General features: G+C 61.5%; 21 protein-coding genes and 3 pseudogenes. 14 read left to right on the top strand and 10 right to left on the bottom strand.

Features of this window, described 5'->3' with window-relative positions; genetic code table 11:
- The first annotated feature begins 305 nt into the window (after positions 1–305).
- The 4 genes from purM (at position 306) to GN234_RS25820 (ending at position 3,270) form a co-directional block, all read left to right on the top strand.
- The gene (gene purM, locus GN234_RS25835; protein ID WP_116833250.1) at positions 306–1,364 is read left to right on the top strand and encodes a phosphoribosylformylglycinamidine cyclo-ligase; all 1,059 of its coding nucleotides are present in this window, start codon (positions 306–308) and stop codon (positions 1,362–1,364) included.
- Positions 1,364–2,014: a phosphoribosylglycinamide formyltransferase gene (gene purN / locus GN234_RS25830; RefSeq protein WP_176689255.1), complete on the top strand. Its 651-nt coding sequence runs from the start codon at positions 1,364–1,366 to the stop codon at positions 2,012–2,014. Before purM ends, purN begins: the two co-directional genes overlap by 1 nt.
- 8 nt (positions 2,015–2,022) lie before the next feature.
- Complete coding sequence (locus tag GN234_RS25825) at positions 2,023–2,736, top strand: DUF3108 domain-containing protein (protein WP_014339751.1); 714 nt, start codon at positions 2,023–2,025, stop codon at positions 2,734–2,736.
- 339 nt (positions 2,737–3,075) lie between these two features.
- Complete coding sequence (locus GN234_RS25820; RefSeq protein WP_109753963.1) at positions 3,076–3,270, top strand: hypothetical protein; 195 nt, start codon at positions 3,076–3,078, stop codon at positions 3,268–3,270.
- A gap of 169 nt (positions 3,271–3,439) precedes the next feature.
- Here the strand turns inward: GN234_RS25820 and GN234_RS25815 are convergent, their stop codons facing one another.
- The 5 genes from GN234_RS25815 to cysM all read right to left on the bottom strand — a co-directional run bounded on the left by GN234_RS25815 (position 3,440) and on the right by cysM (position 9,663).
- Complete coding sequence (locus GN234_RS25815; protein ID WP_053124301.1) at positions 3,440–3,979, bottom strand: DUF2058 domain-containing protein; 540 nt, start codon at positions 3,977–3,979, stop codon at positions 3,440–3,442.
- A 26-nt stretch (positions 3,980–4,005) separates the two neighbouring features.
- Positions 4,006–4,839, bottom strand: coding sequence for a nucleoside triphosphate pyrophosphohydrolase (mazG, locus tag GN234_RS25810; RefSeq protein ID WP_176689254.1), 834 nt, complete (start codon positions 4,837–4,839; stop codon positions 4,006–4,008).
- Between the two features lie 204 nt (positions 4,840–5,043).
- On the bottom strand, positions 5,044–7,290 hold the full coding sequence (gene relA, locus GN234_RS25805; protein WP_014339754.1) for a GTP diphosphokinase: 2,247 nt from the start codon (positions 7,288–7,290) through the stop codon (positions 5,044–5,046).
- A gap of 100 nt (positions 7,291–7,390) precedes the next feature.
- On the bottom strand, positions 7,391–8,761 hold the full coding sequence (gene rlmD, locus GN234_RS25800; RefSeq protein ID WP_109753960.1) for a 23S rRNA (uracil(1939)-C(5))-methyltransferase RlmD: 1,371 nt from the start codon (positions 8,759–8,761) through the stop codon (positions 7,391–7,393).
- The gene (gene cysM, locus GN234_RS25795; protein WP_109753959.1) at positions 8,761–9,663 is read right to left on the bottom strand and encodes a cysteine synthase CysM; all 903 of its coding nucleotides are present in this window, start codon (positions 9,661–9,663) and stop codon (positions 8,761–8,763) included. Before cysM ends, rlmD begins: the two co-directional genes overlap by 1 nt.
- A 242-nt stretch (positions 9,664–9,905) precedes the next feature.
- On the opposite strand from cysM, the gene GN234_RS25790 reads away from it, so the two are divergent.
- The 4 genes and pseudogenes from GN234_RS25790 (at position 9,906) to GN234_RS25775 (ending at position 14,773) form a co-directional block, all read left to right on the top strand.
- A complete protein-coding gene (locus GN234_RS25790) occupies positions 9,906–12,656 on the top strand; it encodes a response regulator (RefSeq protein WP_109753957.1) in 2,751 nt (916 codons plus the stop codon).
- An 87-nt stretch (positions 12,657–12,743) separates the two neighbouring features.
- Positions 12,744–13,733 carry a 2-hydroxyacid dehydrogenase gene (locus GN234_RS25785; RefSeq protein WP_176689253.1) on the top strand — a complete coding sequence of 330 codons (990 nt, stop codon included), beginning with the start codon at positions 12,744–12,746 and terminating at the stop codon, positions 13,731–13,733.
- 200 nt (positions 13,734–13,933) lie between these two features.
- On the top strand, positions 13,934–14,368 hold the full coding sequence (locus GN234_RS25780; protein WP_053124325.1) for a hypothetical protein: 435 nt from the start codon (positions 13,934–13,936) through the stop codon (positions 14,366–14,368).
- Positions 14,368–14,773: pseudogene (locus tag GN234_RS25775) on the top strand (META domain-containing protein). The gene GN234_RS25780 and the pseudogene GN234_RS25775 overlap by 1 nt, the downstream one beginning before the upstream one ends.
- Before the next feature lie 176 nt (positions 14,774–14,949).
- On the opposite strand, the pseudogene GN234_RS25770 reads toward GN234_RS25775, so the two are convergent.
- A pseudogene (locus GN234_RS25770) lies at positions 14,950–15,418 on the bottom strand (TlpA disulfide reductase family protein).
- Positions 15,419–15,532: 114 nt separating this feature from the next.
- Between GN234_RS25770 and arsC the strand changes: the two are divergent.
- Genes arsC through GN234_RS25755 form a run of 3 tightly spaced genes read left to right on the top strand, consistent with a single transcriptional unit; the run spans position 15,533 to position 16,906 of the window.
- Positions 15,533–15,886 carry an arsenate reductase (glutaredoxin) gene (gene arsC, locus GN234_RS25765; RefSeq protein WP_072411837.1) on the top strand — a complete coding sequence of 118 codons (354 nt, stop codon included), beginning with the start codon at positions 15,533–15,535 and terminating at the stop codon, positions 15,884–15,886.
- Positions 15,883–16,488 (top strand): NAD(P)H:quinone oxidoreductase, encoded by a 606-nt coding sequence (gene wrbA / locus GN234_RS25760; RefSeq protein ID WP_109753952.1) that lies wholly within the window; start codon positions 15,883–15,885, stop codon positions 16,486–16,488. Before arsC ends, wrbA begins: the two co-directional genes overlap by 4 nt.
- Positions 16,481–16,906, top strand: coding sequence for a DUF2069 domain-containing protein (locus GN234_RS25755; protein ID WP_109753951.1), 426 nt, complete (start codon positions 16,481–16,483; stop codon positions 16,904–16,906). The genes wrbA and GN234_RS25755 overlap by 8 nt, the downstream gene beginning before the upstream one ends.
- A gap of 90 nt (positions 16,907–16,996) precedes the next feature.
- Here GN234_RS25755 and GN234_RS25750 read toward each other — a convergent pair whose 3' ends face one another.
- Together GN234_RS25750 and ttcA are read right to left on the bottom strand one after the other, a co-directional pair.
- Positions 16,997–17,671 (bottom strand): DNA-3-methyladenine glycosylase I, encoded by a 675-nt coding sequence (locus tag GN234_RS25750; protein WP_109753950.1) that lies wholly within the window; start codon positions 17,669–17,671, stop codon positions 16,997–16,999.
- Between the two features lie 60 nt (positions 17,672–17,731).
- Positions 17,732–18,556 carry a tRNA 2-thiocytidine(32) synthetase TtcA gene (gene ttcA, locus GN234_RS25745; RefSeq protein WP_003204698.1) on the bottom strand — a complete coding sequence of 275 codons (825 nt, stop codon included), beginning with the start codon at positions 18,554–18,556 and terminating at the stop codon, positions 17,732–17,734.
- A 411-nt stretch (positions 18,557–18,967) separates the two neighbouring features.
- On the opposite strand from ttcA, the gene GN234_RS25740 reads away from it, so the two are divergent.
- Positions 18,968–19,570, top strand: a complete 603-nt coding sequence (locus tag GN234_RS25740) for a Yip1 family protein (RefSeq protein WP_039591896.1) — start codon at positions 18,968–18,970, stop codon at positions 19,568–19,570.
- A gap of 159 nt (positions 19,571–19,729) precedes the next feature.
- Positions 19,730–20,224, top strand: coding sequence for a SprT family zinc-dependent metalloprotease (locus GN234_RS25735; RefSeq protein WP_109753949.1), 495 nt, complete (start codon positions 19,730–19,732; stop codon positions 20,222–20,224).
- A gap of 120 nt (positions 20,225–20,344) precedes the next feature.
- Here GN234_RS25735 and GN234_RS25730 read toward each other — a convergent pair whose 3' ends face one another.
- Both GN234_RS25730 and GN234_RS25725 read right to left on the bottom strand, forming a co-directional pair.
- Entirely contained in the window at positions 20,345–21,526 is a 1,182-nt protein-coding gene (locus GN234_RS25730) for a CaiB/BaiF CoA transferase family protein (protein ID WP_116833257.1), read from the bottom strand.
- Positions 21,527–21,839: 313 nt separating this feature from the next.
- The gene (locus tag GN234_RS25725; RefSeq protein WP_176689252.1) at positions 21,840–23,192 is read right to left on the bottom strand and encodes a dicarboxylate/amino acid:cation symporter; all 1,353 of its coding nucleotides are present in this window, start codon (positions 23,190–23,192) and stop codon (positions 21,840–21,842) included.
- A gap of 332 nt (positions 23,193–23,524) precedes the next feature.
- On the opposite strand from GN234_RS25725, the pseudogene GN234_RS25720 reads away from it, so the two are divergent.
- Positions 23,525–24,524 (top strand): annotated as a pseudogene (locus GN234_RS25720) (AraC family transcriptional regulator).
- Positions 24,525–24,718 lie beyond the last annotated feature (194 nt).

Below are 24,718 nucleotides of genomic sequence, written 5' to 3'. Positions count from 1 at the left end.
GACCACAGCACCCGGCAAAACATTCACACGCCCGGTGGAAGTTTCGCACTGTCATCACCATAACCGGTTACCGCTACACCTTATACAGACGCGCTACACAGTACCAATATAAGAAATATCGGTTTTTTTCCGTGGATATGTCCCTGCCCGTCGGCGCGAGGATGGCCGCTGCCCCTCAAGCCTGATAAAATCGCGCGCCTTCGCAGACCGGCAATGGCTGGGCATCCGGAATAATTCGTACAGCGGTTATTCAATGGCCCCGGCGGTCGGTCGTTACCCAGAAATCCCCCCTAAAGGCCTGGATCATGAGCAAGCAACCCTCCCTGAGCTACAAGGACGCCGGTGTAGACATCGACGCCGGTGAAGCATTGGTCGAACGCATCAAGAGCGTCGCCAAGCGCACTGCGCGTCCGGAAGTCATGGGCGGCCTGGGCGGTTTCGGCGCCCTCTGCGAGATCCCGGCCGGCTACAAGCAACCGGTGCTGGTCTCGGGCACCGACGGCGTCGGCACCAAGCTGCGCCTGGCGCTGAACCTGAACAAGCACGACAGCATCGGCATCGACCTGGTGGCCATGTGCGTGAACGACCTGGTGGTCTGCGGCGCCGAGCCGCTGTTCTTCCTCGATTACTACGCCACCGGCAAACTGAATGTCGACACCGCCGCCCAAGTGGTGACCGGCATCGGCGCTGGCTGCGAACTGTCCGGCTGCTCCCTGGTCGGCGGCGAAACCGCTGAAATGCCTGGCATGTACGAAGGCGAAGACTACGACCTGGCTGGCTTCTGCGTCGGCGTCGTGGAGAAGGCCGAGATCATCGACGGCTCGAAAGTCGCCACCGGCGATGCCTTGCTCGCCCTGCCGTCCTCCGGCCCGCATTCCAACGGCTACTCGCTGATCCGCAAGATCATCGAAGTCTCCGGTGCCGACATCGAGAACACCCAGCTCGACGGCAAGCCCCTGGCCGACCTGCTGATGGCCCCGACTCGCATCTACGTCAAGCCACTGCTCAAGCTGATCAAGGACACCGGTGCCGTCAAGGCCATGGCCCACATCACCGGTGGCGGCCTGCTGGACAACATCCCGCGCGTACTGCCAAAAGGCGCCCAGGCTGTGGTCGACGTGGCAAGCTGGACCCGCCCGGCGGTGTTCGACTGGCTGCAAGAAAAAGGCAACGTCGATGAAACCGAAATGCACCGCGTGCTGAACTGCGGCGTGGGCATGGTCATCTGCGTGGCCCAGGAGCACGTCGAGACGGCCCTGAACGTACTGCGTGAAGCCGGCGAGCAGCCTTGGGTCATCGGCCAGATCGCCACCGCCGCCGAAGGCGCTGCCCAGGTCGAGCTGAAAAACCTTAAGGCGCACTGATGTCCGCAACCTGTGACGTGGTGGTGCTGCTGTCCGGCACCGGCAGTAACTTGCAGGCCCTGATCGACAGCACACGGACCGGCGACAGCCCGGTCCGTATCCGCGCGGTGATTTCCAACCGCGCCGACGCCTACGGCCTGCAACGCGCCAAGGATGCGGGGATCGACACCCGCGTCCTCGATCACAAGGCGTTCGAGGGCCGCGAAGCCTTCGACGCCGCGCTGATCGAACAGATCGACATCTTCAATCCGCAACTGGTGGTCCTCGCTGGTTTCATGCGCATCCTCAGCGCCGGCTTCGTGCGTCACTACCAGGGCCGCCTGTTCAATATCCATCCCTCGCTGCTGCCCAAATACAAAGGGTTACACACTCACCAGCGGGCGCTGGAGGCCGGAGACACTGAGCACGGCTGCTCGGTGCACTTTGTCACCGAGGAACTCGATGGCGGACCACTGGTCGTACAGGCAGTAATACCGGTAGAGTTGCACGACACGCCGCAAAGCCTGGCGCAACGGGTTCACGCCCGCGAGCACCAGATCTACCCGATGGCCGTGCGTTGGTTTGCCGAAGGACGGCTGACCCTCGACGATCGCGGTGCCTCACTGGACGGCCAGTTACTCGCCGCCAGCGGCCATTTGATTCGATACTAGGAGATTTTATGCGTCGCGCCCTGCTCTTCGCTTGCGCTCTGCTCGCCTTGCCCCTGGCACAGGCAGCGGAACTTCAACCGTTCTCCGCCAGCTATACCGCCGACTGGAAACAGTTGCCCATGAGCGGCACCGCCGAGCGTAGCCTGACCAAGGAAGCCAACGGCACCTGGAAGCTGAGCTTCAAGGCGTCGATGATGATCGCCAGCCTGACCGAAGAAAGCACCCTGACCCTGGACAAGGACACCCTGCTGCCACAGTCCTACCATTTCGAACGCGGTGGCCTGGGCAAAGCCAAGAAGGCCGACCTGGATTTCGACTGGAACACCAAGATGGTCACCGGCACCGATCGCGGCGATGCGGTCAAGCTGCCGCTCAACCGTGGCATGGTCGATAAATCCACTTACCAGTTGGCCCTGCAGCACGACGTGGCGGCCGGCAAGAAAAGCATGAGCTATCAGGTCGTCGATGACGGCGAAGTCGATACCTATGACTTCCGCGTGCTGGGCTCGGAAAAAGTCGACACCAAGGCCGGCCAGATCGATGCGATCAAGGTCGAGCGCGTGCGCGACCCGACACAAAGCAAGCGCATCACCGTGCTCTGGTTCGCCAAGGACTGGGATTACCTGCTGGTGCGCCTGCAACAGGTCGAGACCGACGGCAAGGAGTACAACATCATGCTCCTGGACGGTACGGTCAATGGCAAGGCTGTGAAAGGCAGCTGATTGAAGCCAACACCAAGAAGCCCCGCACATGCGGGGCTTCTTTTTGCCTGGATTTCATGACCACCACACAAACCTGTGGGAAATAGACCTGTGGGAGCGAGCCTGCTCGCTCCCACAGGTTTGGCTCCCAAGGAAAAAGTGGGGCTGCCTGCAACATGAAATCTTCTTCATGAAAGCCCCCCTGCGACCGAATGCCGCGCACCGCCAGGCCTGCAGGATGGCTGCGATTTCCATGAAAACTTCTTAACGCGCCGACGCATTTACTTAGCACGCTATCCAAATCTATAACAAAGTCCTGCACACGCCTTGCTGCAGATAACAGAGATTGGAGCTTGCAAGATGACTGTGAAAGTAACTGAACGCGATGACGCCCATATGTCCCACGAAGGCATTGCCGCCGGTATCCGGATCTGGGATGTGCATCAACAGGATTTGCTGGTGGGGATGTTCCACTCCGAGACCGATGCTCATAACTACAAGGCTGAGCTGGAGCGCGAGGAAAGGTTGCGCTCGCGGGAAATGGCAGAATCCTGAACGACAGAACCCCCATGAACCTGTGGGAGCAAAGCTTGCTCGCGATAGCACTGTGTCAGACAGAAAGATATTGCCTGATACTCAGCTATCGCGAGCAAGCTTTGCTCCCACAGTTTTCCTAGAGATCTCTGCAGATGTTCCAGGTTTTGCGTTTAGCTTGCTGTCCGGCTTACCACATCAAATCATCCGGAATCTGATACGCCGCGTACGGATCATCCGCATCCACTTCTTCGGTCTGGGTGTTGAGCTGGACGATGCGCTTGGGGTCGCGTTCCTGGATCTTCAGAGCTGCCTCGCGCGGGATCACTTCGTAGCCGCCGGCGTGGTGGACGATCGCCAGGGAGCCACTGCTCAACTTGTTGCGCATCAGCGTATTGACCGAGATGCGCTTGACCTTTTTGTCGTCGACGAAGTTGTAATAGTCCTCGGTGGTCAGCTTCGGCAGGCGCGAGACTTCGATCAATTGCTTGATCTGCGCGGCCCGGGCCTTCTGCTCGACCTTTTCCTGCTGCTGTCGGTTGAGTTCCTGGTCGCGCTTGACCTTTTCGGCCATCGCTTCCTGGGCGGCACGCTGCTGGGAATCATCCAGTTCGATCTGGCCTTTATGGGCCAGGCGTTGCTGCTTCTGTTTCTCTTTGCCGACCTGCTTGGCCTGCTTTTGGTTGACCAGCCCTGCTTTGAGCAACTGGTCGCGAAGGGAAAGGCTCATGGTGCTTACTCACTTAGGCAACGGCCTCAGCCACAGCTGGGCAAATTCTTTTCCTGACGTTTGGCTTCGCCCCACAAGGCGTCCAACTCTTCGAGGGTGCAATCTTCCATGGGACGGTGGGTGTCGCGCAATGCCTGTTCGATAAATCGGAACCGCTGCTCGAACTTCCCGTTGGCGTCGCGCAGTGCGGTTTCCGGGTCGACCTTGAGGTGGCGCGCCAGGTTCACCACGCTGAACAGCAGATCGCCGATCTCGTCGCTGATGGCCACCGGATCGTTGTCGGCCATGGCTTCGAGCACTTCGTCCAGTTCCTCGCGGACTTTATCGAGCACCGGCAACGGGCCTGGCCAGTCGAAACCGACCTGGCCGGCACGCTTCTGCAGCTTCGCCGAGCGGGACAATGCCGGCAGCGCACCCGGCACATCGTCGAGCAGCGACAATTGCTCGGGCGCCGAGGCTTTCTCGGCCCGTTCCTCTGCCTTGATTTCTTCCCAGCGCTGCTTGACCTGCTCTTCGCTCAGGCGCGGGATATCCACGGGCGCATACAGGTCACCGGTAGGAAATACATGAGGATGGCGGCGGATCAGCTTGCGGGTGATGCTGTCGACCACGCCGGCGAATTCGAAGCGGTTTTCTTCCCGGGCCAACTGGCTGTAATACACCACCTGGAACAGCAGGTCGCCCAACTCGCCCTGCAAGTGATCGAAATCGCCACGCTCGATGGCATCGGCCACTTCGTAGGCTTCTTCCAGGGTATGGGGGACGATGGTCGCGTAGGTTTGCTGGATGTCCCACGGGCAGCCGTACTGCGGGTCTCGCAGGCGGTTCATCAGGTGGAGCAGGTCTTCAAGGCTGTACATCAATCCATCCCATCACAAAAAATCCCTGTGGGAAATAATTCAATGAGAGCAAGCCTGTGGGAGCAGATCTGTGGGAGCAAAGCTTGCTCGCGATAACGGTGAGTCAGTCTCCAGATGGGCTGGGGCCACTACCACAATCGCGAGCAAGCTTTGCTCCCACAGTTTTTGCTCCCACAAGCTCGCTCCCACATTTTTAGACTGGGCTTAACCCGGCGTCCGATTCCGCCGGGTCTCGATGATGTTCGGCAACTGGGAAATCCGCCCCAGCAACCGCCCCAGCGCATCCAGCCCCGGAATCTCGATGGTCAGGGACATCAGCGCGGTGTTGTCTTCCTTGTTGGAGCGGGTGTTGACCGCCAGCACGTTGATCCGCTCGTTCAGCAACACCTGGGAGACGTCACGCAGCAGGCCGGATCGGTCGTAGGCACGGATGACGATGTCCACCGGGTAGGTGAGCACCGGCACCGGGCCCCAACTGACCTGGATGATCCGCTCCGGCTCGCGACCGGCCAGTTGCAGCACCGAGGCACAGTCCTGGCGGTGAATGCTCACGCCGCGGCCCTGGGTGATGTAGCCGACGATCGCATCCCCCGGCAATGGCTGACAGCAGCCGGCCATCTGGGTCATCAGGTTGCCCACGCCCTGGATCTGGATGTCGCCGCGCTTGCCAGGCTTGTAGCCGGTGGCCTTGCGCGGGATCAGTTCCAGTTGTTCGTTGCCACGCTCCGGCTCCACCAGTTGCTGGGCCAGGTTGACCAACTGCGCCAGACGCAGATCGCCGGCACCGAGGGCGGCGAACATGTCCTCGGCGGTTTTCATGTTGGCTTTTTCGGCCAGCTTGTCGAAATCCACCTGCGGCAGGCCCAGGCGACCGAGCTCACGCTCGAGCAAGGTCTTGCCGGCGGCGACGTTCTGGTCGCGGGCCTGCAATTTGAACCAGTGGACGATTTTCGCCCGCGCTCGGGATGTGGTGATGTAGCCCAGGTTCGGGTTCAGCCAGTCGCGGCTTGGGGTACCGTGCTTGCTGGTGATGATCTCGACCTGCTCACCGGTCTGCAGGCTGTAGTTGAGCGGCACGATCCGCCCATTGATCTTGGCGCCACGGCAGTTGTGGCCGATCTCGGTGTGGACCCGGTAGGCGAAGTCCAGCGGTGTCGCGCCCTTGGGCAGGTCGATGGCGTGGCCGTCGGGGGTGAAGATATAGACCCGGTCCGGCTCGATGTCGACGCGCAGCTGTTCGGCCAGGCCACCGATATCGCCCAGCTCCTCATGCCATTCGAGCACCTGACGCAGCCAGGAGATTTTCTCTTCGTAGTGGTTGGACCCGGACTTGACGTCGGTGCCCTTGTATTTCCAGTGGGCGCAAACGCCCAGCTCAGCCTCCTCGTGCATGGCATGGGTGCGGATCTGCACTTCCAGCACCTTGCCCTCGGGACCGATCACGGCGGTGTGCAGCGAGCGGTAGCCGTTTTCCTTGGGGTTGGCGATGTAGTCGTCGAACTCCTTCGGAATGTGGCGCCACAAGGTGTGGACGATCCCCAGGGCGGTGTAGCAGTCGCGCATTTCCGGGACCAGGACACGAACGGCGCGAACGTCGTAGATCTGGCTGAATTCCAGGCCTTTGCGCTGCATTTTTCGCCAGATCGAGTAGATGTGCTTGGCCCGGCCGCTGATGTCGGCTTCCACGCCGGTGGCCTGCAACTCTTCGCGCAACTGGGTCATCACATCGGTGATGAAGCGCTCGCGATCCAGGCGCCGCTCATGCAACAGCTTGGCGATCTGCTTGTACTGGTCGGGCTCCAGGTAGCGGAAGGACAGGTCCTCCAGCTCCCACTTGATGTGACCGATGCCGAGACGGTGGGCCAGGGGGGCATAGATGTCGAACACCTCCCGGGCGACGCGATTGCGCTTTTCGTCATCGGCGGACTTCACGGCGCGGATCGCACAGGTGCGCTCGGCCAGCTTGATCAGCGCGACGCGCACGTCGTCGACCATTGCCACCAACATCTTGCGCAGGTTTTCCACCTGGCCCTGGGTGCCCAGCACCATGGACTGGCGCGGACTGAGGCTGGCACTGATAGCGGCCATGCGCAGCACGCCGTCGATCAGCTTGGCGACCACCGTGCCGAAACGTTGGCTGACCACCGGTAGCTGGATCTGACCTTCGCGCACCCCGCGGTACAGCACCGCCGCTACCAAGGAGTCCTGGTCGAGCTTGAGGTCAGCGAGAATTTCGGCGATCTCCAGGCCCGTCTGGAAACTCGAGGTGCCTTCAGACCACAGGTTCTTCGCCGCGTTGTGTTGCTGCTCCGCCTCACGAGCGAACTCGCAGGCGGCCTTCAAGGCTTCGCGATCCAGTGCCATGTCGACGCTGACCGCATGATCGAGCCAAGCCTCGAGATTGATACTGCCGTCGGTGTTGATCGGCTGGTGTGCTCTCACCTGTACCATCTTTACTTACCTTCCCTACGACGCAGATTCAATGCGTCAACTTCGCTGACCTTCATGCCCGTGTTTGCGCCCAGGGCTGTGGCGGGTTGGCACGAACGGGTCAGTCGGACAAGCCATCCTGGCTCGCTTCAAATAACGCCATGGCCTCGACATGCGCCGTTTGAGGAAACATATCGAGAATCCCGGCACGTTTTAACCGGTAGCCCTGCTTGATCAGTTCGACCGTATCCCGGGCCAAAGTTGCCGGGTTGCACGATACATAAACCAACCGTTTGGCACCCAGGGACGACAGCTTGCGCACCACCTCGAAAGCACCGTCACGGGGTGGGTCCAAGAGTACCGCAGAAAAGCCTTCGCCGATCCATTCGGCATCTGCCAGAGGCTGGGATAAATCGGCCTGAAAAAAGGCAGTGTTATGCAAATTGTTGCTGACGGCATTGGCCGCCGCACGCTCCACCATGGTCTGCACGCCTTCGACGGCCACCACCTGGCGCACGCTTTTGGCCAACGGCAAGGCAAAGTTGCCCAGGCCGCAAAACAGATCCAGCACTCGCTCCTCGGCGTGCGGCGCGAGCCATTGTAGCGCCTGGGCGATCATTGCCTCGTTGACCGCAGCGTTCACCTGGATGAAATCCCCAGGCCGGTAAGCCAGCTCCAGGCCCCAGGTTTCCAGGCGATAACCCAAGGCTCGCCCTGGATCGACCGGTTGCGGCTCGCCTTCACCATGCAGCCACAACTGCGCCTCATGAAACCCACAGAAGTCCTTGAGGATCGTCAGGTCGGCCTCCGACAGCGGCGCCATATGGCGCAGCAGTACCGCGAGGGACGAACCGGCGAACAACTCCACATGCCCCAGCGCCTGGGGTTTGCTCAAGCGTCTGAGCATCTCCGGCAAGCGGCTCATGATCGGCTGCAAGGGCTGTACCAGCACCGGGCAATCGCCGATGGCAACGATGTCCTGACTGCCGGCGGCACGGAAACCGACTTCGAGTTTTTTCGCTTTCTGGTCCCAACGCACCGCCACCCGGGCGCGACGTCGGTAACCGAATTCCGACCCGCTCAATGGCGCGGCCCATTCATCCGGTTCCACCCCGGCCACGCGAGACAACTGCTCGGCGAGCATGCGCTGTTTCAGGGCGAGTTGTTCGGCATGGGGCAAATGTTGGACGCTGCAACCGCCACAACGACCGGCATGGATGCACGGCGCCGCGCGACGCAGTTCACTGGACAGGAACACCCGCTCGGTACGCGCCTCGACCACCTTGCCATGGGCCCCGAGCACCCGCGCCTCGACCTCCTCACCGGCCAGGGCGCCGATGACAAACCAGGTACGCCCGTCGACAAAGGCAATGCCCCGGCCATCATTGGCCAGGCGCTCGATGGTCAGGCGCTGTTTTTTACCGGTGGGCACTTGCGGGGCCCGGCTTCCGCCGCTGGGCTGGAAGCGCAAGCCTCTTTCTTGCTTGGCCATCAGTTGGGCGCGTCGAAAATGCCGGTCGACAAATAACGGTCGCCACGGTCGCAGATGATCGCGACGATCACCGCATTCTCAACTTCCTTGGACAGGCGCAGCATGCCCGCCACGGCACCGCCGGAAGACACGCCGCAGAAGATGCCTTCTTCACGCGCCAGGCGACGGGTCACGTCCTCCGCTTCGCTCTGGGCCATGTCGATGATGCGGTCCACGCGCTCGGCCTGGTAGATCTTCGGCAGATACTCCTCGGGCCAGCGACGAATGCCTGGGATCGCCGAGCCTTCCATCGGCTGCAGGCCAATGATCTGCACGTTCGGGTTCTGTTCTTTCAGGTAGCGCGAGGTGCCCATGATGGTACCGGTGGTGCCCATCGAGCTGACGAAATGAGTGATGGTGCCGTCGGTCTGGCGCCAGATCTCAGGGCCGGTGGTGGTGTAGTGGGCCTCGGGATTGTCGCCGTTGGCAAACTGATCCAGCACCTTGCCACGCCCCTCGGCCTGCATGCGCTCGGCCAGGTCCCGGGCACCTTCCATGCCCTCCTCCTGAGTCACCAGGATCAACTCGGCGCCGTAGGCCGTCATCGCCGCCTTGCGCTCGGCGCTGGAGTTGTCGGGCATGATCAGGATCATCTTGTAGCCCTTGATCGCCGCCGCCATCGCCAGGGCGATGCCGGTGTTGCCGGAGGTCGCCTCGATCAGCGTATCGCCGGGCCGGATCTGCCCGCGCAACTCGCCGCGGGTAATCATCGATAGCGCCGGCCGGTCCTTGACCGAACCCGCCGGGTTATTCCCTTCGAGCTTGAGCAAAAGCGTATTGCTGGTCACGCCAGGCAGGCGCTGCAAACGGACCAGCGGGGTGTTGCCGACGCAATCGGCGATGGTTGGGTACTGCAGAGTCATGGCGTATTCGCAATCCGGACTGCGGGGGCGCCTATCATACCGGCAAACCTGGCGAGGCCATATCACGCAAAGTGTGGTCGTTATGGCTTGTGGGAATAAGCGAGATGAAAGCCCAACAGGACTGATGCACGGCGGACATGAATTTTACGGAGATCGCCCGCCCGCAAATCGCTACACTGCGCAGGTATTGCGTGCCGGATGCGCGCAAAGCTCAATCAGACCGCTGGATGCAGGAGACAAGTGTGCTCAAGAAACTGGGAATCAAAGGCCGCGTGCTGTTGCTGACCCTGTTGCCGACCAGCCTGATGGCGCTGGTACTGGGCGGCTATTTCACCTGGATGCAGCAATCGGACCTGCACGCCCAATTGCTGCAACGTGGCGAGATGATCGCCGAACAGCTCGCGCCGCTGGTCGCCCCGGCCATGAGCCGCCAGGACACCGACCTGCTGGAACGCATCGCCACCCAGTCCCTGGAGCAAGCGGACGTACGCGCCGTGACCCTGCTCGCTCCCGACCGCACGCCCCTGGCCCACGCCGGCCCGACGATGCTCAACCGGGCGCCGGAAGGGAACAGTGCGCAGTTGCAGCAACGCACCGGCAACGATGCCACGCGGTATCTGCTGCCGGTCTTCGGCAAGCACCGCAACCTGGCGGGCGAACTGATTCCTGAAGAAGCCGACCGCCTGCTGGGCTGGGTCGAGCTGGAGTTGTCTCACAGCGGCATGTTGCTAAGCGGTTATCGCAGTATGTTCGCCAGCCTGCTGTTGATCGCCGTTTGCCTGGGCCTGACCGCGCTGCTGGCCCTGCGCATGGGCCGCACGATCAACCGCCCGCTGGGCCAGATCAAGCACGCCGTGGCGCAACTCAAGGACGGCCATCTGGAAACCCGCCTGCCACCGCTGGGCAGCCAGGAGCTCGATGAACTGGCCTCTGGCATCAATCGCATGGCCGGGACCTTGCAGAACGCCCAGGAAGAATTGCAGCACAGCATCGACCAGGCCACCGAAGACGTGCGCCAGAACCTGGAAACCATCGAAATCCAGAACATCGAGCTGGACCTGGCCCGCAAGGAGGCTCTGGAAGCGAGCCGGATCAAATCCGAATTCCTGGCGAACATGAGCCATGAAATCCGCACGCCGCTCAACGGCATCCTCGGCTTTACCCACCTGTTACAGAAAAGCGAACTGACCCCGCGCCAGCTCGACTACCTGGGCACCATCGAGAAATCCGCCGACAGCCTGCTGGGGATCATCAACGAGATCCTCGACTTTTCGAAGATCGAGGCCGGCAAGCTGGTGCTCGACAACATTCCGTTCAACCTGCGGGACCTGTTGCAGGACACCCTGACCATCCTCGCCCCCGCGGCCCACGCCAAACAACTGGAACTGGTGAGCCTAGTGTACCGGGACACACCGCTGTCGCTGGTGGGTGATCCACTGCGCCTCAAGCAGATCCTGACCAACCTGGTGAGCAACGCCATCAAGTTCACCCGCGAGGGCACCATCGTCGCCCGGGCCATGCTCGAGGACGAACACGAAGACAGCGTGCAGTTGCGCATCAGCATCCAGGACACCGGCATCGGCCTGTCCAACCAGGACGTGCGGGCGCTGTTCCAGGCGTTCAGCCAGGCCGACAACTCGCTGTCGCGGCAACCGGGTGGCACTGGGCTGGGCCTGGTGATTTCCAAGCGCCTGGTGGAACAGATGGGCGGTGAGATCGGCGTCGACAGCACACCGGGCGAAGGCTCGGAATTCTGGATCAGCCTGCGCCTGCCCAAGACCCGTGACGATGCCGAGGACCTGCCTGGCCCGCCGTTGCTGGGCCGGCGCGTGGCGGTGCTGGAGAATCATGAACTGGCCCGCCAGGCCTTGCAGCACCAGCTCGAAGACTGTGGCTTGCAAGTGACGCCATTCAATACCCTGGAGAGCCTGACCAACGGCATCACCGTCGCCCACCAGACTGATCAGGCCATCGATCTGGCCGTGCTGGGCATCACCAGTAACGACATGCCGCCGGAGCGCCTCAACCAGCATATCTGGGACCTTGAACACCTGGGCTGCAAAGTGCTCGTGCTGTGCCCCACTACCGAACAGACCCTGTACCACCTCTCGGTGCCCAACCCCCACAGCCAGTTGCAGGCCAAGCCGGCCTGCACCCGCAAGTTGCGCCGCTCGCTTTCCGATCTGGTCAACCCGCGACCAACCCGCAGCGAACCCCACGAACCGGTGGCCAGCCGCGCGCCCAAAGTGCTGTGCGTGGATGACAATCCGGCCAACCTGCTGCTGGTGCAGACCCTGCTCGAAGACATGGGCGCCAAAGTGCTCGCGGTGGAAAGCGGCTACGCGGCGGTCAAGGCCGTGCAGAAAGAAACCTTCGACCTGGTCTTGATGGACGTGCAGATGCCTGGCATGGACGGTCGCCAGAGCACCGAGGCGATCCGCCAGTGGGAAAGCGAGCGGCATTGCACGCCGCTGCCGATCGTCGCCCTCACCGCCCACGCCATGGCCAACGAAAAGCGTGCCTTGCTGCAAAGCGGCATGGATGACTACCTGACCAAACCCATCAGCGAACGGCAACTGGCCCAGGTGGTGCTCAAATGGACCGGCCTGGCCCTGCGCAACCAATCACCGGAGCGCAGCGGCGACGCCCAGGGCGGCAGCGAACTGCTGGTGCTCGATCACGAGGAAGGCCTGCGCCTGGCCGCCGGCAAGGCCGACCTGGCGGCGGACATGCTGGCGATGTTGCTGGCGTCCCTGGAAGCCGATCGCGAAGCGATCCGCCAGGCCAGCGAGGCCAACGATCACAACGCCCTGATCGAGCGGGTCCACCGCCTGCACGGCGCCACCCGCTACTGTGGCGTGCCGCAGTTGCGTGCGGCCTGCCAGCGCAGCGAAACCCTGCTCAAGCAACAGGACCCCAAGGCTGCCGCGGCCCTGGAAGAATTGGAGCGTGCCATCAATCGCCTGGCGAGCGAAGCGCGTATCAGTGCCTGATCCAGGGCAATACCCTTGGAACCGGAATCGCTGAAAATCCATGCTCCTACCCGGACTGTAGGGCTTGTTTTTTACCAGGAGGCCGCCATGCGCGTGATTTTTTTCAGCAGCCAGACCTACGACCGCGACAGTTTCACCAAGGCCCCGACGCCTGCGGGCCTTCAATTGCAATTCCAGCCCGCCCGCCTGAACCTCGACACCGTGGCCCTGGCCGAACGCCATGAAGTGGTGTGCGCCTTCATCAACGATGACCTCAGCGCCCCGGTGCTGGAGCGGCTGGCCGAAGGTGGCACGCGGCTGATCGCCCTGCGCTCGGCCGGCTACAACCATGTCGACCTGCTCGCCGCCAAGCACCTGGGCTTGAGCATCGTCCGGGTACCGGCCTACTCGCCCCATGCCGTGGCCGAACATGCCGTGGCGTTGATCATGGCCCTCAATCGCTGCCTGCACCGTGCCTACAACCGCACCCGGGACGGCAACTTCAGCCTTCATGGGCTGACCGGTTTCGACCTGGTGGGCAAGACCGTCGGTGTGATCGGTACCGGGCAGATCGGCGCTACGTTCGCGCAGATCATGGCCGGCTTCGGCTGCCAGTTGCTGGCCTACGACCCCTATCCCAACCCGCAGGTCGAAGCCCTGGGGGCTCGCTACTTGCCCTTGGCCGATCTGCTGGCACAAGCGCAGATCATCAGTCTGCACTGCCCGCTGAACGAACAGAGCCGGCACCTGATCAATGCCGATTCACTGGCGGCCATGCAACGCGGCGCGATGTTGATCAACACCGGGCGTGGCGGCCTGGTGGACACGCCGGCCCTGATCGAGGCCTTGAAAAGCGGCCAGCTCGGCTATTTGGGCTTGGATGTCTATGAAGAAGAGGCACAGTTGTTCTTCAAGGACCGTTCCGACCAGCCCTTGCAGGACGATGTGCTGGCACGGCTGCTGACCTTCCCCAACGTGATCGTCACCGCTCACCAGGCGTTTCTGACCCATGAAGCGCTGGCGGCGATTGCCATGACGACCCTGGACAACATCGCTGCCTGGGCGAAAGGCGCGCCACAAAATCTGGTGGATAGCTGACCCCGCTCTATCAGCCAACACATACCTCCTGTGGGAGCGAGTCTGCTCGCGATAGCGGTAGATCGGTCAGCATTAATGTCGACTGACACACCGCTATCGCGAGCAGGCTCGCTCCCACAGTGGATTTCGTCGCCTGACCAGCATCCGAACTGTCCCAAGCCATGCCCCGTGCTAGCATATCGCGCCTATTTGGAGGACCCATGGCCGAACACGATTTCCGCTACACCCTGATGAACCCGCAGCACACCTTGACCGAAGTCCGCGCCTTGGCGCCGGGCCGTTACCAGGTCACCGGCAACGGCGGTTCGATCCAGGCCAACGATGTGTTGCTCGTCACGCTCAAGGGCAGCAAGGACTTGTCCATGCGCCTGACCGTGGACACCGTTCGGCACCTGCTCAAGCCCATGGGCCAATGGACCGCCATGACCACCGGCCCGGTATTCGGCGAACTGGCGATCCATACCTGGCAGGTCAACTGTGACGCTTGCGCCAAGGAACTGAGCTTCGAATTCGCCGTCGATGCCAAGCTCGGCGTCAAGGCCGAGAAACCGGCCGCCACCGCGCGAATCGCCGAACTGGGCTGGACCACCGTCGGTGAAAAACACCTGTGCCCGAAATGCCGGGAAGCCGCCTGATGAAACGTTTGGCCCTGTGCGCGTCGATCGGCCTGAGCCTGATGGGGTGTGCCGCTGAACCTGTGCAACTGCAACACAACCGCAGCTACATCCTGGAATGGATCGGCGAACGGCCATTGATGGACTACAGCCACCTGACCATCACCCTTGGGGATGACGGTCGCGCCTATGGCAACGGCGGCTGCAACCACTGGTTCGCGCCCTATACCCTGGAAGGCCACCGTTTGAGCTTCGGCAAGATCGGCAGCACGCGCAAACTCTGTTCCCCGGCGGTGATGGAGCAGGAGACGCGCTTTTTTGCAGGCCCTGGAAAAGGTCGAACGCTGGGACATCTCGCCCATCGAGCAAATGCGCTTCTGGCCGGCCCAGGGCAAGCCGTTGCGTTGGTGGTTGGAAGAAGGCTGAGGCTATTCCCGAGTGTGCCAAAGCACCTGTGGCGAGGGAGCTTGCTCCCGCTGGACTGCGCAGCAGGCCCACGCGTTCGGCCTGAAGCATTGAGGTGACAGATACATCTTGGGGCTGCTTCGCAGCCCAGCGGGAGCAAGCTCCCTCGCCACAAAAGCCCCAAGCTACAACGTGTGCTATTTAAGCGCCTGCAACGCCTCCAGCTTGGCCATCACCCCCGCCGCCGTCTGCTCCCCCCAGCAACTGCTCGCGCACCTTGCCCTGGTTATCGATGATGTAAGTCACCGGCAGCCCTTCGCTGCGAGGAAGATCGAATATCTCGGCCGGATCCCGGGCCAACACCGTGAAGCGAATCCCCATCTTGTCGCTGGCGCTCTTGAGTTCTTCGCCCTGCACCTGGTCGAAATTGACCCCGAACACACCGACGTTGCGGCCCTTGAGCTGTTCGGCCAAGGCATTGAATTCCGGGATTTCGGTGCGGCACGGTGCGCACCATTCCGCCCAGTAGTTAAGTACCACCCACTGTTTGTCCAGCCGCTGCGAGGCGATGGCCTGACCGTTCTGGTCCACCCCGTAGTCGTTCCCGCAGCCGGCGAGCAATAAGCTGCCCATGAAGATCAATGCCGCCGTCAATCGCCTTGTCATGTACCAATCCTTGTCTGAATGTGAACGCTGCTGCGACCCGTCGCCTCTCTAAGGTGCTAGGGACTTCGCGGCACAGTAGAATAGCCGCCACCTTACGCAAGATGCGACCCGCTCATGACCGATCTGACGCTTTATCACAACCCGCGCTGCTCCAAATCCCGCGGTGCGCTGGAACTGTTGGAGGCCCGTGGCCTGACGCCCACCGTGGTCCGCTACCTGGAAACCCCGCTCGACGCCGCGCAACTGGAGCGCCTGCTAGGCAAGCTCGGCATCACTGCCCGGCAACTGCTGCGCACCGGCGAAGACGAATACAAAGACTTGAACCTGGCCGACGAAAGCCTGAGCCAGGCCCAGTTAATCGCGGCCATTGCCGCCCACCCGAAACTCATGGAACGGCCGATTCTTGAAGCCGGGGAAAAGGCCGTGATTGGCCGTCCGCCGGAGAAGATCCTGGAGATCCTGCCGTGACCACACCGTACATCCTGGTGTTGTATTACAGCCGCAGCGGCTCCACCAACGAAATGGCCCGGCAGATCGCCCGAGGTGTCGAACAGGCCGGCCTGGAAGCCAGGTTGCGTACGGTGCCGGCGATTTCTACCGAGTGCGAAGCGGTGGCTCCGGACATCCCCGAGCAAGGCCCGCTCTACGCCAGCCTCGATGACTTGAAGAATTGCGCCGGCCTGGCCCTGGGCAGCCCGACCCGTTTCGGCAACATGGCCGCGCCGCTCAAGTACTTTCTCGACGGCACCAGCAACCTGTGGCTGACCGGCGCCCTGGTGGGCAAACCGGCCGGAGTATTCACCTCCACCGCCAGCCTGCACGGCGGCCAGGAAACCACGTTGCTGTCGATGATGCTGCCGCTGCTGCACCACGGCATGCTGATCACCGGCCTGCCCTACAGCGAATCGGCCCTGATCGACACCCAGGGCGGCGGCACACCTTACGGCCCGAGCCATCACGCCGGGGCCGACGGTAAAAGCGGCTTGAACGAACATGAGGTCGCGCTGTGCCGGGCCCTGGGTTCGCGCCTGGCGAAAACCGCCCTGTTGCTGGAGAACGGCCGTGGCTAAGAAGCCGAAGATCCTGCCTCCTATCCAGTGGCTGGAACCGCGCGTACGCATCGCCCGGACCCTCAGCCTGCTGTGCTTTTTCGGCCTGGTGGGGTTGCTCAGCGGGTACTACCTGCTGGTTGCCGACCTGCACGGCGCGCGGCCCTGGGTGATTTTGCTGATCGAACTGGTGCCATTGTTGATCCTGGCGCCAGGTATGCTCACTGGCAGCGCCCGCGGGCATTCGTGGATGTGCTTTGTGGTGAACCTGTATTTCATCAAGGGCGCGTTGGCGGTCTATGACCCCAACCGTCAGCTGTTCGGCGCGCTGGAAATGGCGGCAAGCGTGGCGGTGTTCTGCTCGGCGTTGTTGTATGTGCGGTGGCGGTTTCAGTTGAATCGACGACTCGCGGGCGAAGGCGATATTTCCGTCGCCTGATAAATTGCTATTCGCGAGCAGGCTCGCTCCCACAGAGGTGTTGTGAACGCCACAGATCCAGTGTGGGGCGAGTCTGCTCGCGATGCGATCTCAATGATTCACGGTATACGCCAGCATCATCGAAATCTGGCTCATCGGCCGTCCCCCACTCTCTTCATGCCACTGGTTGAAGGCGTTCTGCACTGTCGCCAGGTCGCGCAGGCTGGTGGGGACTTTGTCGATGATGTCCTGGGCATTGAGCGCCGCCACCACGTCATAGCTGGGCACGAAGGTGTCCTTGCCCATCATGCGCAGGAAGCGCGGTGCCGATAGGCCACCCAACTGATGGCCATGCTTTTTCAGATAGGTCCACAGGCCGACGATATCGGTCACCGGCCAGTCGGCTACCAGCGCGCCGAAGCTGCCCTTTTCATGGGCCACGTCCAATATCAGCTGCGCGTTACGCGGCACGCTCTTGAGCTTGCCCAGGTGGCGAATGATCCGTGCGTCCTGCATCAGCCGCTCCAGGTGCTCGGCGCTCATCAGCACGACTTTTTCCGGATCGAACTTGAAGAACACCTCTTCGAAGGCCGGCCACTTGGCGTCCACCAGGCTGTGCTTGAGCCCGGCACGGAAGACCCGCAGCGCCATGGTCGAGAGGTAGCGGTCGTCGCTGATCTTGCGCAGTTGCGCCGGGGTCTTGGGAACCGGCAGGTGAGCTTCCAGTTCAGCCGCCGAACCGAAGCGGTTCAGACAATACTCGTGTAACCACTTGTAATCGCGCATGCCCTCTCCCTGAAATGAAAACGGCGCCCGCGAGCGCCGTGAATAAAGCCCTTGCCCTCGTCAGAGGTTCACCACATTGACGAACCGCGGCGTGGCGTTTTCGTCGATGCGCAGGTTGGTGAAGTCGAACAGGTTGCGGTCCGCCAGTTGCGATGGGATGACATTCTGCAAGCCGCGGAAAATGCTCTCGGTACGGCCCGGGGTCTTGCGCTCCCATTCCTGAAGCATCTCCTTGACCACCTGACGTTGCAGGTTTTCCTGGGAGCCGCAGAGGTTGCAGGGGATGATCGGGAACTGCTTGAAATCCGAATAGGCCTGGATGTCTTTCTCGCTGCAATAGGCCAGCGGGCGGATCACCACATTGCGCCCGTCATCGGCGCGCAGCTTGGGCGGCATGGCCTTGAGCGAGCCGTTGTAGAACATGTTCAAAAAGAACGTTTCGACGATGTCGTCACGGTGGTGACCCAGGGCCATCTTGGTCGCACCGATCTCGTCGGCGAAGGTGTAGAGCGTGCCGCGCCGCAGGCGTGAGCACAGCGAACAGGTGGTCTTGCCTTCGGGAATCAGTTCCTTGACCACCGAATAGGTGTCTTTCTCGACGATGTGGTATTCCACGCCCAGCGACTCAAGGTAGGCCGGCAGCACATGCTCGGGGAAACCGGGCTGCTTCTGGTCCATGTTCACCGCGACGATGTCGAACTTGATCGGCGCAACCTTCTGCAGATGCATCAGCACATCGAGCAAGGTGTAGCTGTCCTTACCACCGGACAGGCAGACCATGACCTTGTCGCCGTCCTCGATCATGTTGAAATCGGCGACCGCCTCACCGGCCTGGCGGCGCAGGCGCTTTTGCAGTTTGTTCTGGTTGACCGTAAGAGTGCCCATGACGCGAAATCCGTGAGGTGTGACGAAAGGCCGGCATTTTACGCAAAAATCCGCCGTCGGCGAAGGGTTGATGCACCACTGTTGTGGTCAAGATTGTGGGAGCAAAGCTTGCTCGCGAAACAGACGCCTCGGTTTCTGAAAGACCGCATCGCTTCCATCGCAGGCAAGCCTTGCTCCCACAATCGCCTCGCCACAAAGTGAATTTCGTTGCCAAGTCATGTACAGACCCATCGGCGATTAACACCATCGCCTACAGCGCGATTTGCTCTAAGCCCCCCATCCCCCTCGCGGCGACTCCTTTCTATACTGCGACATAAGGTCGCACACACTTACAGACCTTTACTTACCCGGCCATTTGGCCCGTAGGCGCTCCGTTGGGGGGCGATGGCAATAACAAAGGAGTGACTGACTATGATCCATCATGTCGTGGGGCTCTTTACCCACCCTGATCAAGAATGGAAAGAAATCCGTGGCGATCAGGAGGAAAGCATCAGCCACATGTACCTCACCCACACGCTGATCCTGGCGGCTATTCCCGCCGTGTCGGCGTTCATCGGTACCACACAGGTAGGATGGGTCATCGGCAATCGCCCACCGGTCATGCTCACCCAGGAAAGCGCGCTGTGGATGACCATCATGTCGTACCTGGCCATGTTGGGCGGTGTGGCAGTGATGGGCGCTTTCATCCATTGGATGGCCCGCACCTATGATGCCAATCCGAGTCTGGCCCGTTGCGTTGCGTTCGCCACCTACACCGCAACACCTTTGTTCATCGGCGGCCTGGCGGCGCTCTACCCGCACATGTGGCTGGGGATGATCGTCGGCACGGCGGCGATCTGCTACACGGTCTACCTGCTGTATGTGGGTCTGCCAACGTTCATGAACATTCCCCAGGACGAAGGTTTCCTGTTTTCCAGTTCGGTGCTCGCCGTCGGCCTGGTAGTGCTGGTGGCAATCATGGCGTTCACGGTCATCGTCTGGGGGCTGGGCGTCGGCCCGGTGTATACCAACTGAATGATTGAAGCTCTCCAATAAGAAGCAGGATCTGCCAACACAGGCCGCCGCAAGGCGGCCTTCCTGTGTTTGCGAGGGTGGAAACGACCACTGGGCGCCTGAACGATTCGCAACGGCCGACGCTTGCGGCATACTCGGATTTCTGGAGACCCGTAAAGCATGCTCGAGCAACTCAATACCCGCGTCGAAGAGTGTTACCAACAAGCCGAATCCTTTTTCAAACGTCCTTTCAAACGCCCGGTGGTCAGCCTCAAGTTGCGTGGCCAGAAGGCCGGTGTCGCGCACCTGCATGAGAATCTGCTGCGCTTCAATCCACAGTTGTACCGGGAAAACGCCGAAGACTTCCTCAAGCAGACCGTCGCTCACGAAGTCGCGCACCTGATCGCCCACCAACTGTTTGGCGAGCGCATCCAGCCCCATGGCGAAGAATGGCAACTGATCATGCGCGGGGTGTACGAACTGCCGCCCAACCGTTGCCACACCTACGAAATCAAACGCCGCAGCGTGACCCGCTACATCTACAAATGCCCCTGCGACGGCAGTGACTTCCCGTTTTCGGCCCAGCGCCACAGCCTGGTGCGCCAGGGACGGCGATATTTGTGTCGTAGTTGTCGACAGACCTTGGTGTTCAGTGGAGAGACGCGGGTCGAATAGCAATTTTTTGTAGAGTTTCGACTGGCCCTATCGCGAGCAGGCTCGCTCCCACAGGGGGATTTGCGTCGTACATGGATCCACTGTGGGAGCGAGCCTGCTCGCGAAGGGCACTTGAAAGCACTACAAAATCACCTGGGCACTGCGCAATTGAGCAATCCGCTCAACACTGAACCCCAACTCCCCCAACACCTGATCCGTATGCGCCCCCAGCCCCGCGCCAATATGCCGAGGCTCGGGCAACCCTTCGGAAAATTTCAGCGGACAGGCCATCTGCGCCTGGCTCGAACCATCGCCACGGGGCACCTGTGTCACCAGCTCCCGAGCCTGTAGCTGCGGATGCCTGATGGTTTCCTCAAGACTCAGCACCGGTTCGACACAGGCATCGATCCCGGCGAACAAGCTGCAAAGCTCGGCGAAATCATGCTTCTCGAACTCCGCTTGCAGTGCCTGCTTGAGCATGCGCTGTTGCTCGGGTTGAGGCGACAGCCCCTGGGCCGCCAGCTCCGGTCGCCCCAAAGCCTCGCACAGCGCCTGCATGAAGGCCGGTTCCAGGCTGCCCACCGACATCCAGCGACCATCGCGGGTGCGGTAATAGTCGTAGAAACTGCCGCCGTTGAGCATCTGGTTTTCCCAACCCGGTTCCACCCCACAGGCCAGGTAACCGGCACCGGCCATGGCGTTCAGGCTGAATACACAGTCGGTCATGCTCACATCCAGGTGCTGGCCCTGCCCGGTCTGCTGACGGGCAATCACCGCTGCCAACAGCCCGATCACCCCGTGTAGCGAACCGCCAGCAATGTCCGCCGCCTGGATCCCCAGCGGCAGTGGGCCGCTGTCGGCGCGGCCGGTATGACTGGCCAGCCCCGCCAAGGCCAGGTAGTTGATGTCGTGCCCGGCGCGGTCCTTATAGGGGCCGGTCTGGCCATAGCCGGTGATCGACACATAGATCAACCGTGGGTTGATCGCCTTCAAGGCCTCATACCCCAGGCCCAGTCGCTCCATCACGCCAGGGCGGAACTGCTCCAGCAGGATGTCGTAGTCCGCCAGCAACTGCGTGACCACCTCCAACGCTTGCGGTTGCTTGAGGTCCAGGGCCAGGCTGCGCTTGTTGCGGTTGAGGTAGGCGTGGCTGGCCGATACGCCCCGGTCATGGGGCGGTAGTACCCGCAAAAGGTCCTGGCGGGTCGGCGACTCGATGCGCAACACCTCGGCTCCCATGTCCGCCAGCAACAGCGAGGCGAATGGGCCGGGCAGCAGGGTCGAGAAGTCCAGAACCTTGAGCGATGCCAGTGGGCCTTGCATGAGCGATCTCCGAGGGGTGATGGTGAAAGACTAGGCAGGGGTTGGCGGTGGGGCAATTACCGCAGGTGTCACATCGAATGACGATTGTGCTCATGGCTGGCACAGATCCGTGTGGCGACGCTGGGCTGTGGGAGCAAAGCTTGCTCGCGAAACAGGCGCCTCAATCCTGAAAGACCGCATCGCCTTCATCGCGGGCAAGCCTTGCTCCCACAGAGTGTGGGATAAATCCCCTTGGCACAAAAGCACACTTATCTTGCGAACTCAGGCGCAATAAAAAACCCGCCGAAGCGGGTTTTTCATTACAGCCTGTAGCTTACTTCACAGCGCCTGGAGCAGAGGACTCTGCCGCTGCAATCTGCGCCGCCGCAATCTGCTCGTCATCTTCACGGACGTCGGAGATACCGCGACCGCCGGAAGCCAGTTCGGTCTGCAGTTGGTTCTCGTCCAGCTCCTTGACCCACTTGGCAACCACGATCGTGGCAACGGCGTTGCCCACCAGGTTGGTCAGGGCGCGGGCTTCGGACATGAAGCGGTCGATACCCAGGATCAGTGCAAGGCCGGCCACCGGCAAGGTGCCCACGGCCGACAGGGTGGCCGCCAGTACGATGAAACCGCTACCGGTCACGCCAGCAGCACCTTTGGACGACAGCAGCAGCACCAGCAGCAGGGTGATCTGGTGAGTCAGGTCCATTGGGGTGTCGGTGGCCTGGGCGATGAACACCGCAGCCATGGTCAGGTAGATCGAAGTACCGTCGAGGTTGAACGAGTAGCCAGTCGGGATGACCAGGCCTACGACCGACTTCTTGGCACCCAGGCGCTCCATCTTGATCAGCATGCGTGGCAGGGCCGATTCCGACGAGGAAGTACCCAGCACGATCAGCAGTTCTTCACGGATGTAGCGGATCAGCTTGACCACGCTGAAACCGTGGGCGCGGCAGATGGCGCCCAGCACCACCAGCACGAACACCACGCAAGTGATGTAGAAGCAGATCATCAGCTGGCCCAGTTGCACCAGCGAACCGACACCGTAGGCACCGATGGTGAAGGCCATGGCACCGAACGCACCGATAGGCGCCAGCTTCATGATCATGTTGATGATGATGAACATCACGTGGGCGAAGCGATCGATGAAGTCCAGCACCGGCTTGCCGTAGGCACCCAGGCGATGCAGGGCGAAACCGAAGAGCACCGAGAACATCAACACTTGCAGGATGTCGCCGTTGGCGAACGCACCCACGATGGTGTTCGGGATCACGTTGAGGATGAAGGCGATGATGCTCTGGTCTTTACCAGCCGAGATGAAACCGGCGATCTTGCTGGTGTCCAGGGTTGCCACGTCGATGTGCATGCCAACGCCCGGCTGTACGACGTTGACCACGACCAGGCCGATCAGCAGGGCGATGGTGGAGACGATTTCGAAGTACAGCAGCGCATAGCCGCCAGTCTTGCCCACCGATTTCATGTTCTGCATGCCGCCGATGCCGCTGACGACGGTACAGAAGATGATGGGGGCGATGACCATTTTGATCAGTTTGATGAACCCGTCGCCGAATGGCTTGAGGGCAACACCGGTCTGCGGGTAGAAGTGGCCGAGCAAAATACCGATGGCAATGGCTACGATCACCTGGAAATACAGGGATTTGTACAGTGGCTGACGAGTCGTCATGGCAAACCTTCCTCAAGAGTCCCGCATGACGACATCCACCTGTCATCAACGGCACCTCAATTGCGAACCCTCCTGCACTGGAGGGATTTGTTTTTTGTCGGCTGCACGCGGCAGACCTACCTAACCCTTCGCAAAGCGCGTGCCATTTTTGCGAAACCCCCTACATCCGGTATAGCAGACGGGTTAGCGGATTCCACAGGGATTAAACGTGACGTGTAAGGTGGCGGATTTCCGCCTACAAGCCGTTTCGCATTCCGGGATTTGGCGGATATCCGCCTTGTTCAGCCCTCCCCCCCTGCTACCATCGCCCGCTTAACGGACGGATTTCTGCCATGCGCCAACGCACGATCGCCAGCCACTTCGCCCGCGCCGCCCTGGGCGGTGCGCGTCGGCAAGGCTTCGACTATTTTCCCCTGCTGCAACAGCTGGGCATCAGCCCTGAGCTGTTGGATGAGCCGCGGGCGCGGATTGCGCCCGAGCAATTCGCCCGCCTGTTGCAGGCTCTGTGGCTGGCACTGGGGGACGAATACCTGGGATTCGGCCGGGCGGCGAGTAAACCCGGGACGTTTGCCATGATGTGTCACGCGTTGATTCACTGTCGGACCCTGGGCAAGGCTCTTCAGCGTGGCTTGCTGTTCTACAGCCTGTTCCCCGACGCCCCGAGCCTGACGCTGGAAACCGAAGGCGAGCGAGTGCGACTGGTGCTGGACGATTCGACGCTCTGGGACCCCGATCACTTCCTGACTGAAAGCCTGCTGGTGGTCTGGCATCGCCTCGCCAGTTGGCTGATCGGCCAGCGGATCGGCCTGGAACAGGCGACCTTCGGCTATACCAAACCCGCCCACGGCGCCGAATACGACTTATTGTTTCCCTGTCCGCTGGTGTTCGACGCCCGCAGCAGCAGCCTGTTGTTCCATAGTCGCTACCTGGAAATGCCGCTGCTGCAGGACGAACGCACCCTCAAGCATTTCCTCGAGCGCTCCCCCGCCGACCTGCTGTCGCGTCCGGACGACGGCCACAGCCTGAGCAGCCAACTGCGCCGCCTGCTCAGCCGCGACACGGCACGCTGGCCCGACCTGGACACCGTCGCCGCCCATCTGCACCTCAGCCCGCAGACCTTGCGCCGGCACTTGCGGGAGGAAGGCACCAGCTTCCAGGAACTCAAGGATCAGTTGCGGCGGGATATCGCCATCTATCACCTGGGACGCGCGGACCTGTCACTACAACAGATCGCCGAGCAGTTGGGGTTCTCCGAACCGTCGGCGTTTCACCGAGCATTCAAGAAGTGGACGGGGCTGACACCGGGGGGCTTATCGGGCGATGGAGAACTGAGTGGTGGCATCCAGTTCCTGCGGGGTGCTGCCCCTGTGGCGAGGGGATTTATCCCCGTTGGGCTGCGCAGCAGCCCTAAAGCAGTGACTCAATCTACCTGGCACACCGAGTTGTCTGTTTGGGGGCTGCTACGCAGCCCAGCGGGGATAAATCCCCTCGCCACAGAGGCCCGCACACACACCGAAAATATCCCA

This window comes from Pseudomonas bijieensis, from assembly GCF_013347965.1.
GTDB classification, from domain to species: Bacteria; Pseudomonadota; Gammaproteobacteria; order Pseudomonadales; family Pseudomonadaceae; genus Aquipseudomonas; species Aquipseudomonas bijieensis.
This window is presented reverse-complemented; position numbering and strand designations above follow the sequence as displayed.

Excerpts from the sequence above, each read along its gene's own strand:
- purM (WP_116833250.1), top strand. The coding sequence starts at position 306 with ATGAGCAAGCAACCCTCCCTGAGCTACAAGGACGCCGGTGTAGACATC.
- purN (WP_176689255.1), top strand. The coding sequence starts at position 1,364 with ATGTCCGCAACCTGTGACGTGGTGGTGCTGCTGTCCGGCACCGGCAGT.
- GN234_RS25825 (WP_014339751.1), top strand. The coding sequence starts at position 2,023 with ATGCGTCGCGCCCTGCTCTTCGCTTGCGCTCTGCTCGCCTTGCCCCTG.
- GN234_RS25820 (WP_109753963.1), top strand. The coding sequence starts at position 3,076 with ATGACTGTGAAAGTAACTGAACGCGATGACGCCCATATGTCCCACGAA.
- GN234_RS25815 (WP_053124301.1), bottom strand. The coding sequence starts at position 3,979 with ATGAGCCTTTCCCTTCGCGACCAGTTGCTCAAAGCAGGGCTGGTCAAC.
- mazG (WP_176689254.1), bottom strand. The coding sequence starts at position 4,839 with ATGTACAGCCTTGAAGACCTGCTCCACCTGATGAACCGCCTGCGAGAC.
- relA (WP_014339754.1), bottom strand. The coding sequence starts at position 7,290 with ATGGTACAGGTGAGAGCACACCAGCCGATCAACACCGACGGCAGTATC.
- rlmD (WP_109753960.1), bottom strand. The coding sequence starts at position 8,761 with ATGGCCAAGCAAGAAAGAGGCTTGCGCTTCCAGCCCAGCGGCGGAAGC.
- cysM (WP_109753959.1), bottom strand. The coding sequence starts at position 9,663 with ATGACTCTGCAGTACCCAACCATCGCCGATTGCGTCGGCAACACCCCG.
- GN234_RS25785 (WP_176689253.1), top strand. The coding sequence starts at position 12,744 with ATGCGCGTGATTTTTTTCAGCAGCCAGACCTACGACCGCGACAGTTTC.
- GN234_RS25780 (WP_053124325.1), top strand. The coding sequence starts at position 13,934 with ATGGCCGAACACGATTTCCGCTACACCCTGATGAACCCGCAGCACACC.
- arsC (WP_072411837.1), top strand. The coding sequence starts at position 15,533 with ATGACCGATCTGACGCTTTATCACAACCCGCGCTGCTCCAAATCCCGC.
- GN234_RS25750 (WP_109753950.1), bottom strand. The coding sequence starts at position 17,671 with ATGCGCGATTACAAGTGGTTACACGAGTATTGTCTGAACCGCTTCGGT.
- ttcA (WP_003204698.1), bottom strand. The coding sequence starts at position 18,556 with ATGGGCACTCTTACGGTCAACCAGAACAAACTGCAAAAGCGCCTGCGC.
- GN234_RS25740 (WP_039591896.1), top strand. The coding sequence starts at position 18,968 with ATGATCCATCATGTCGTGGGGCTCTTTACCCACCCTGATCAAGAATGG.
- GN234_RS25735 (WP_109753949.1), top strand. The coding sequence starts at position 19,730 with ATGCTCGAGCAACTCAATACCCGCGTCGAAGAGTGTTACCAACAAGCC.
- GN234_RS25730 (WP_116833257.1), bottom strand. The coding sequence starts at position 21,526 with ATGCAAGGCCCACTGGCATCGCTCAAGGTTCTGGACTTCTCGACCCTG.
- GN234_RS25725 (WP_176689252.1), bottom strand. The coding sequence starts at position 23,192 with ATGACGACTCGTCAGCCACTGTACAAATCCCTGTATTTCCAGGTGATC.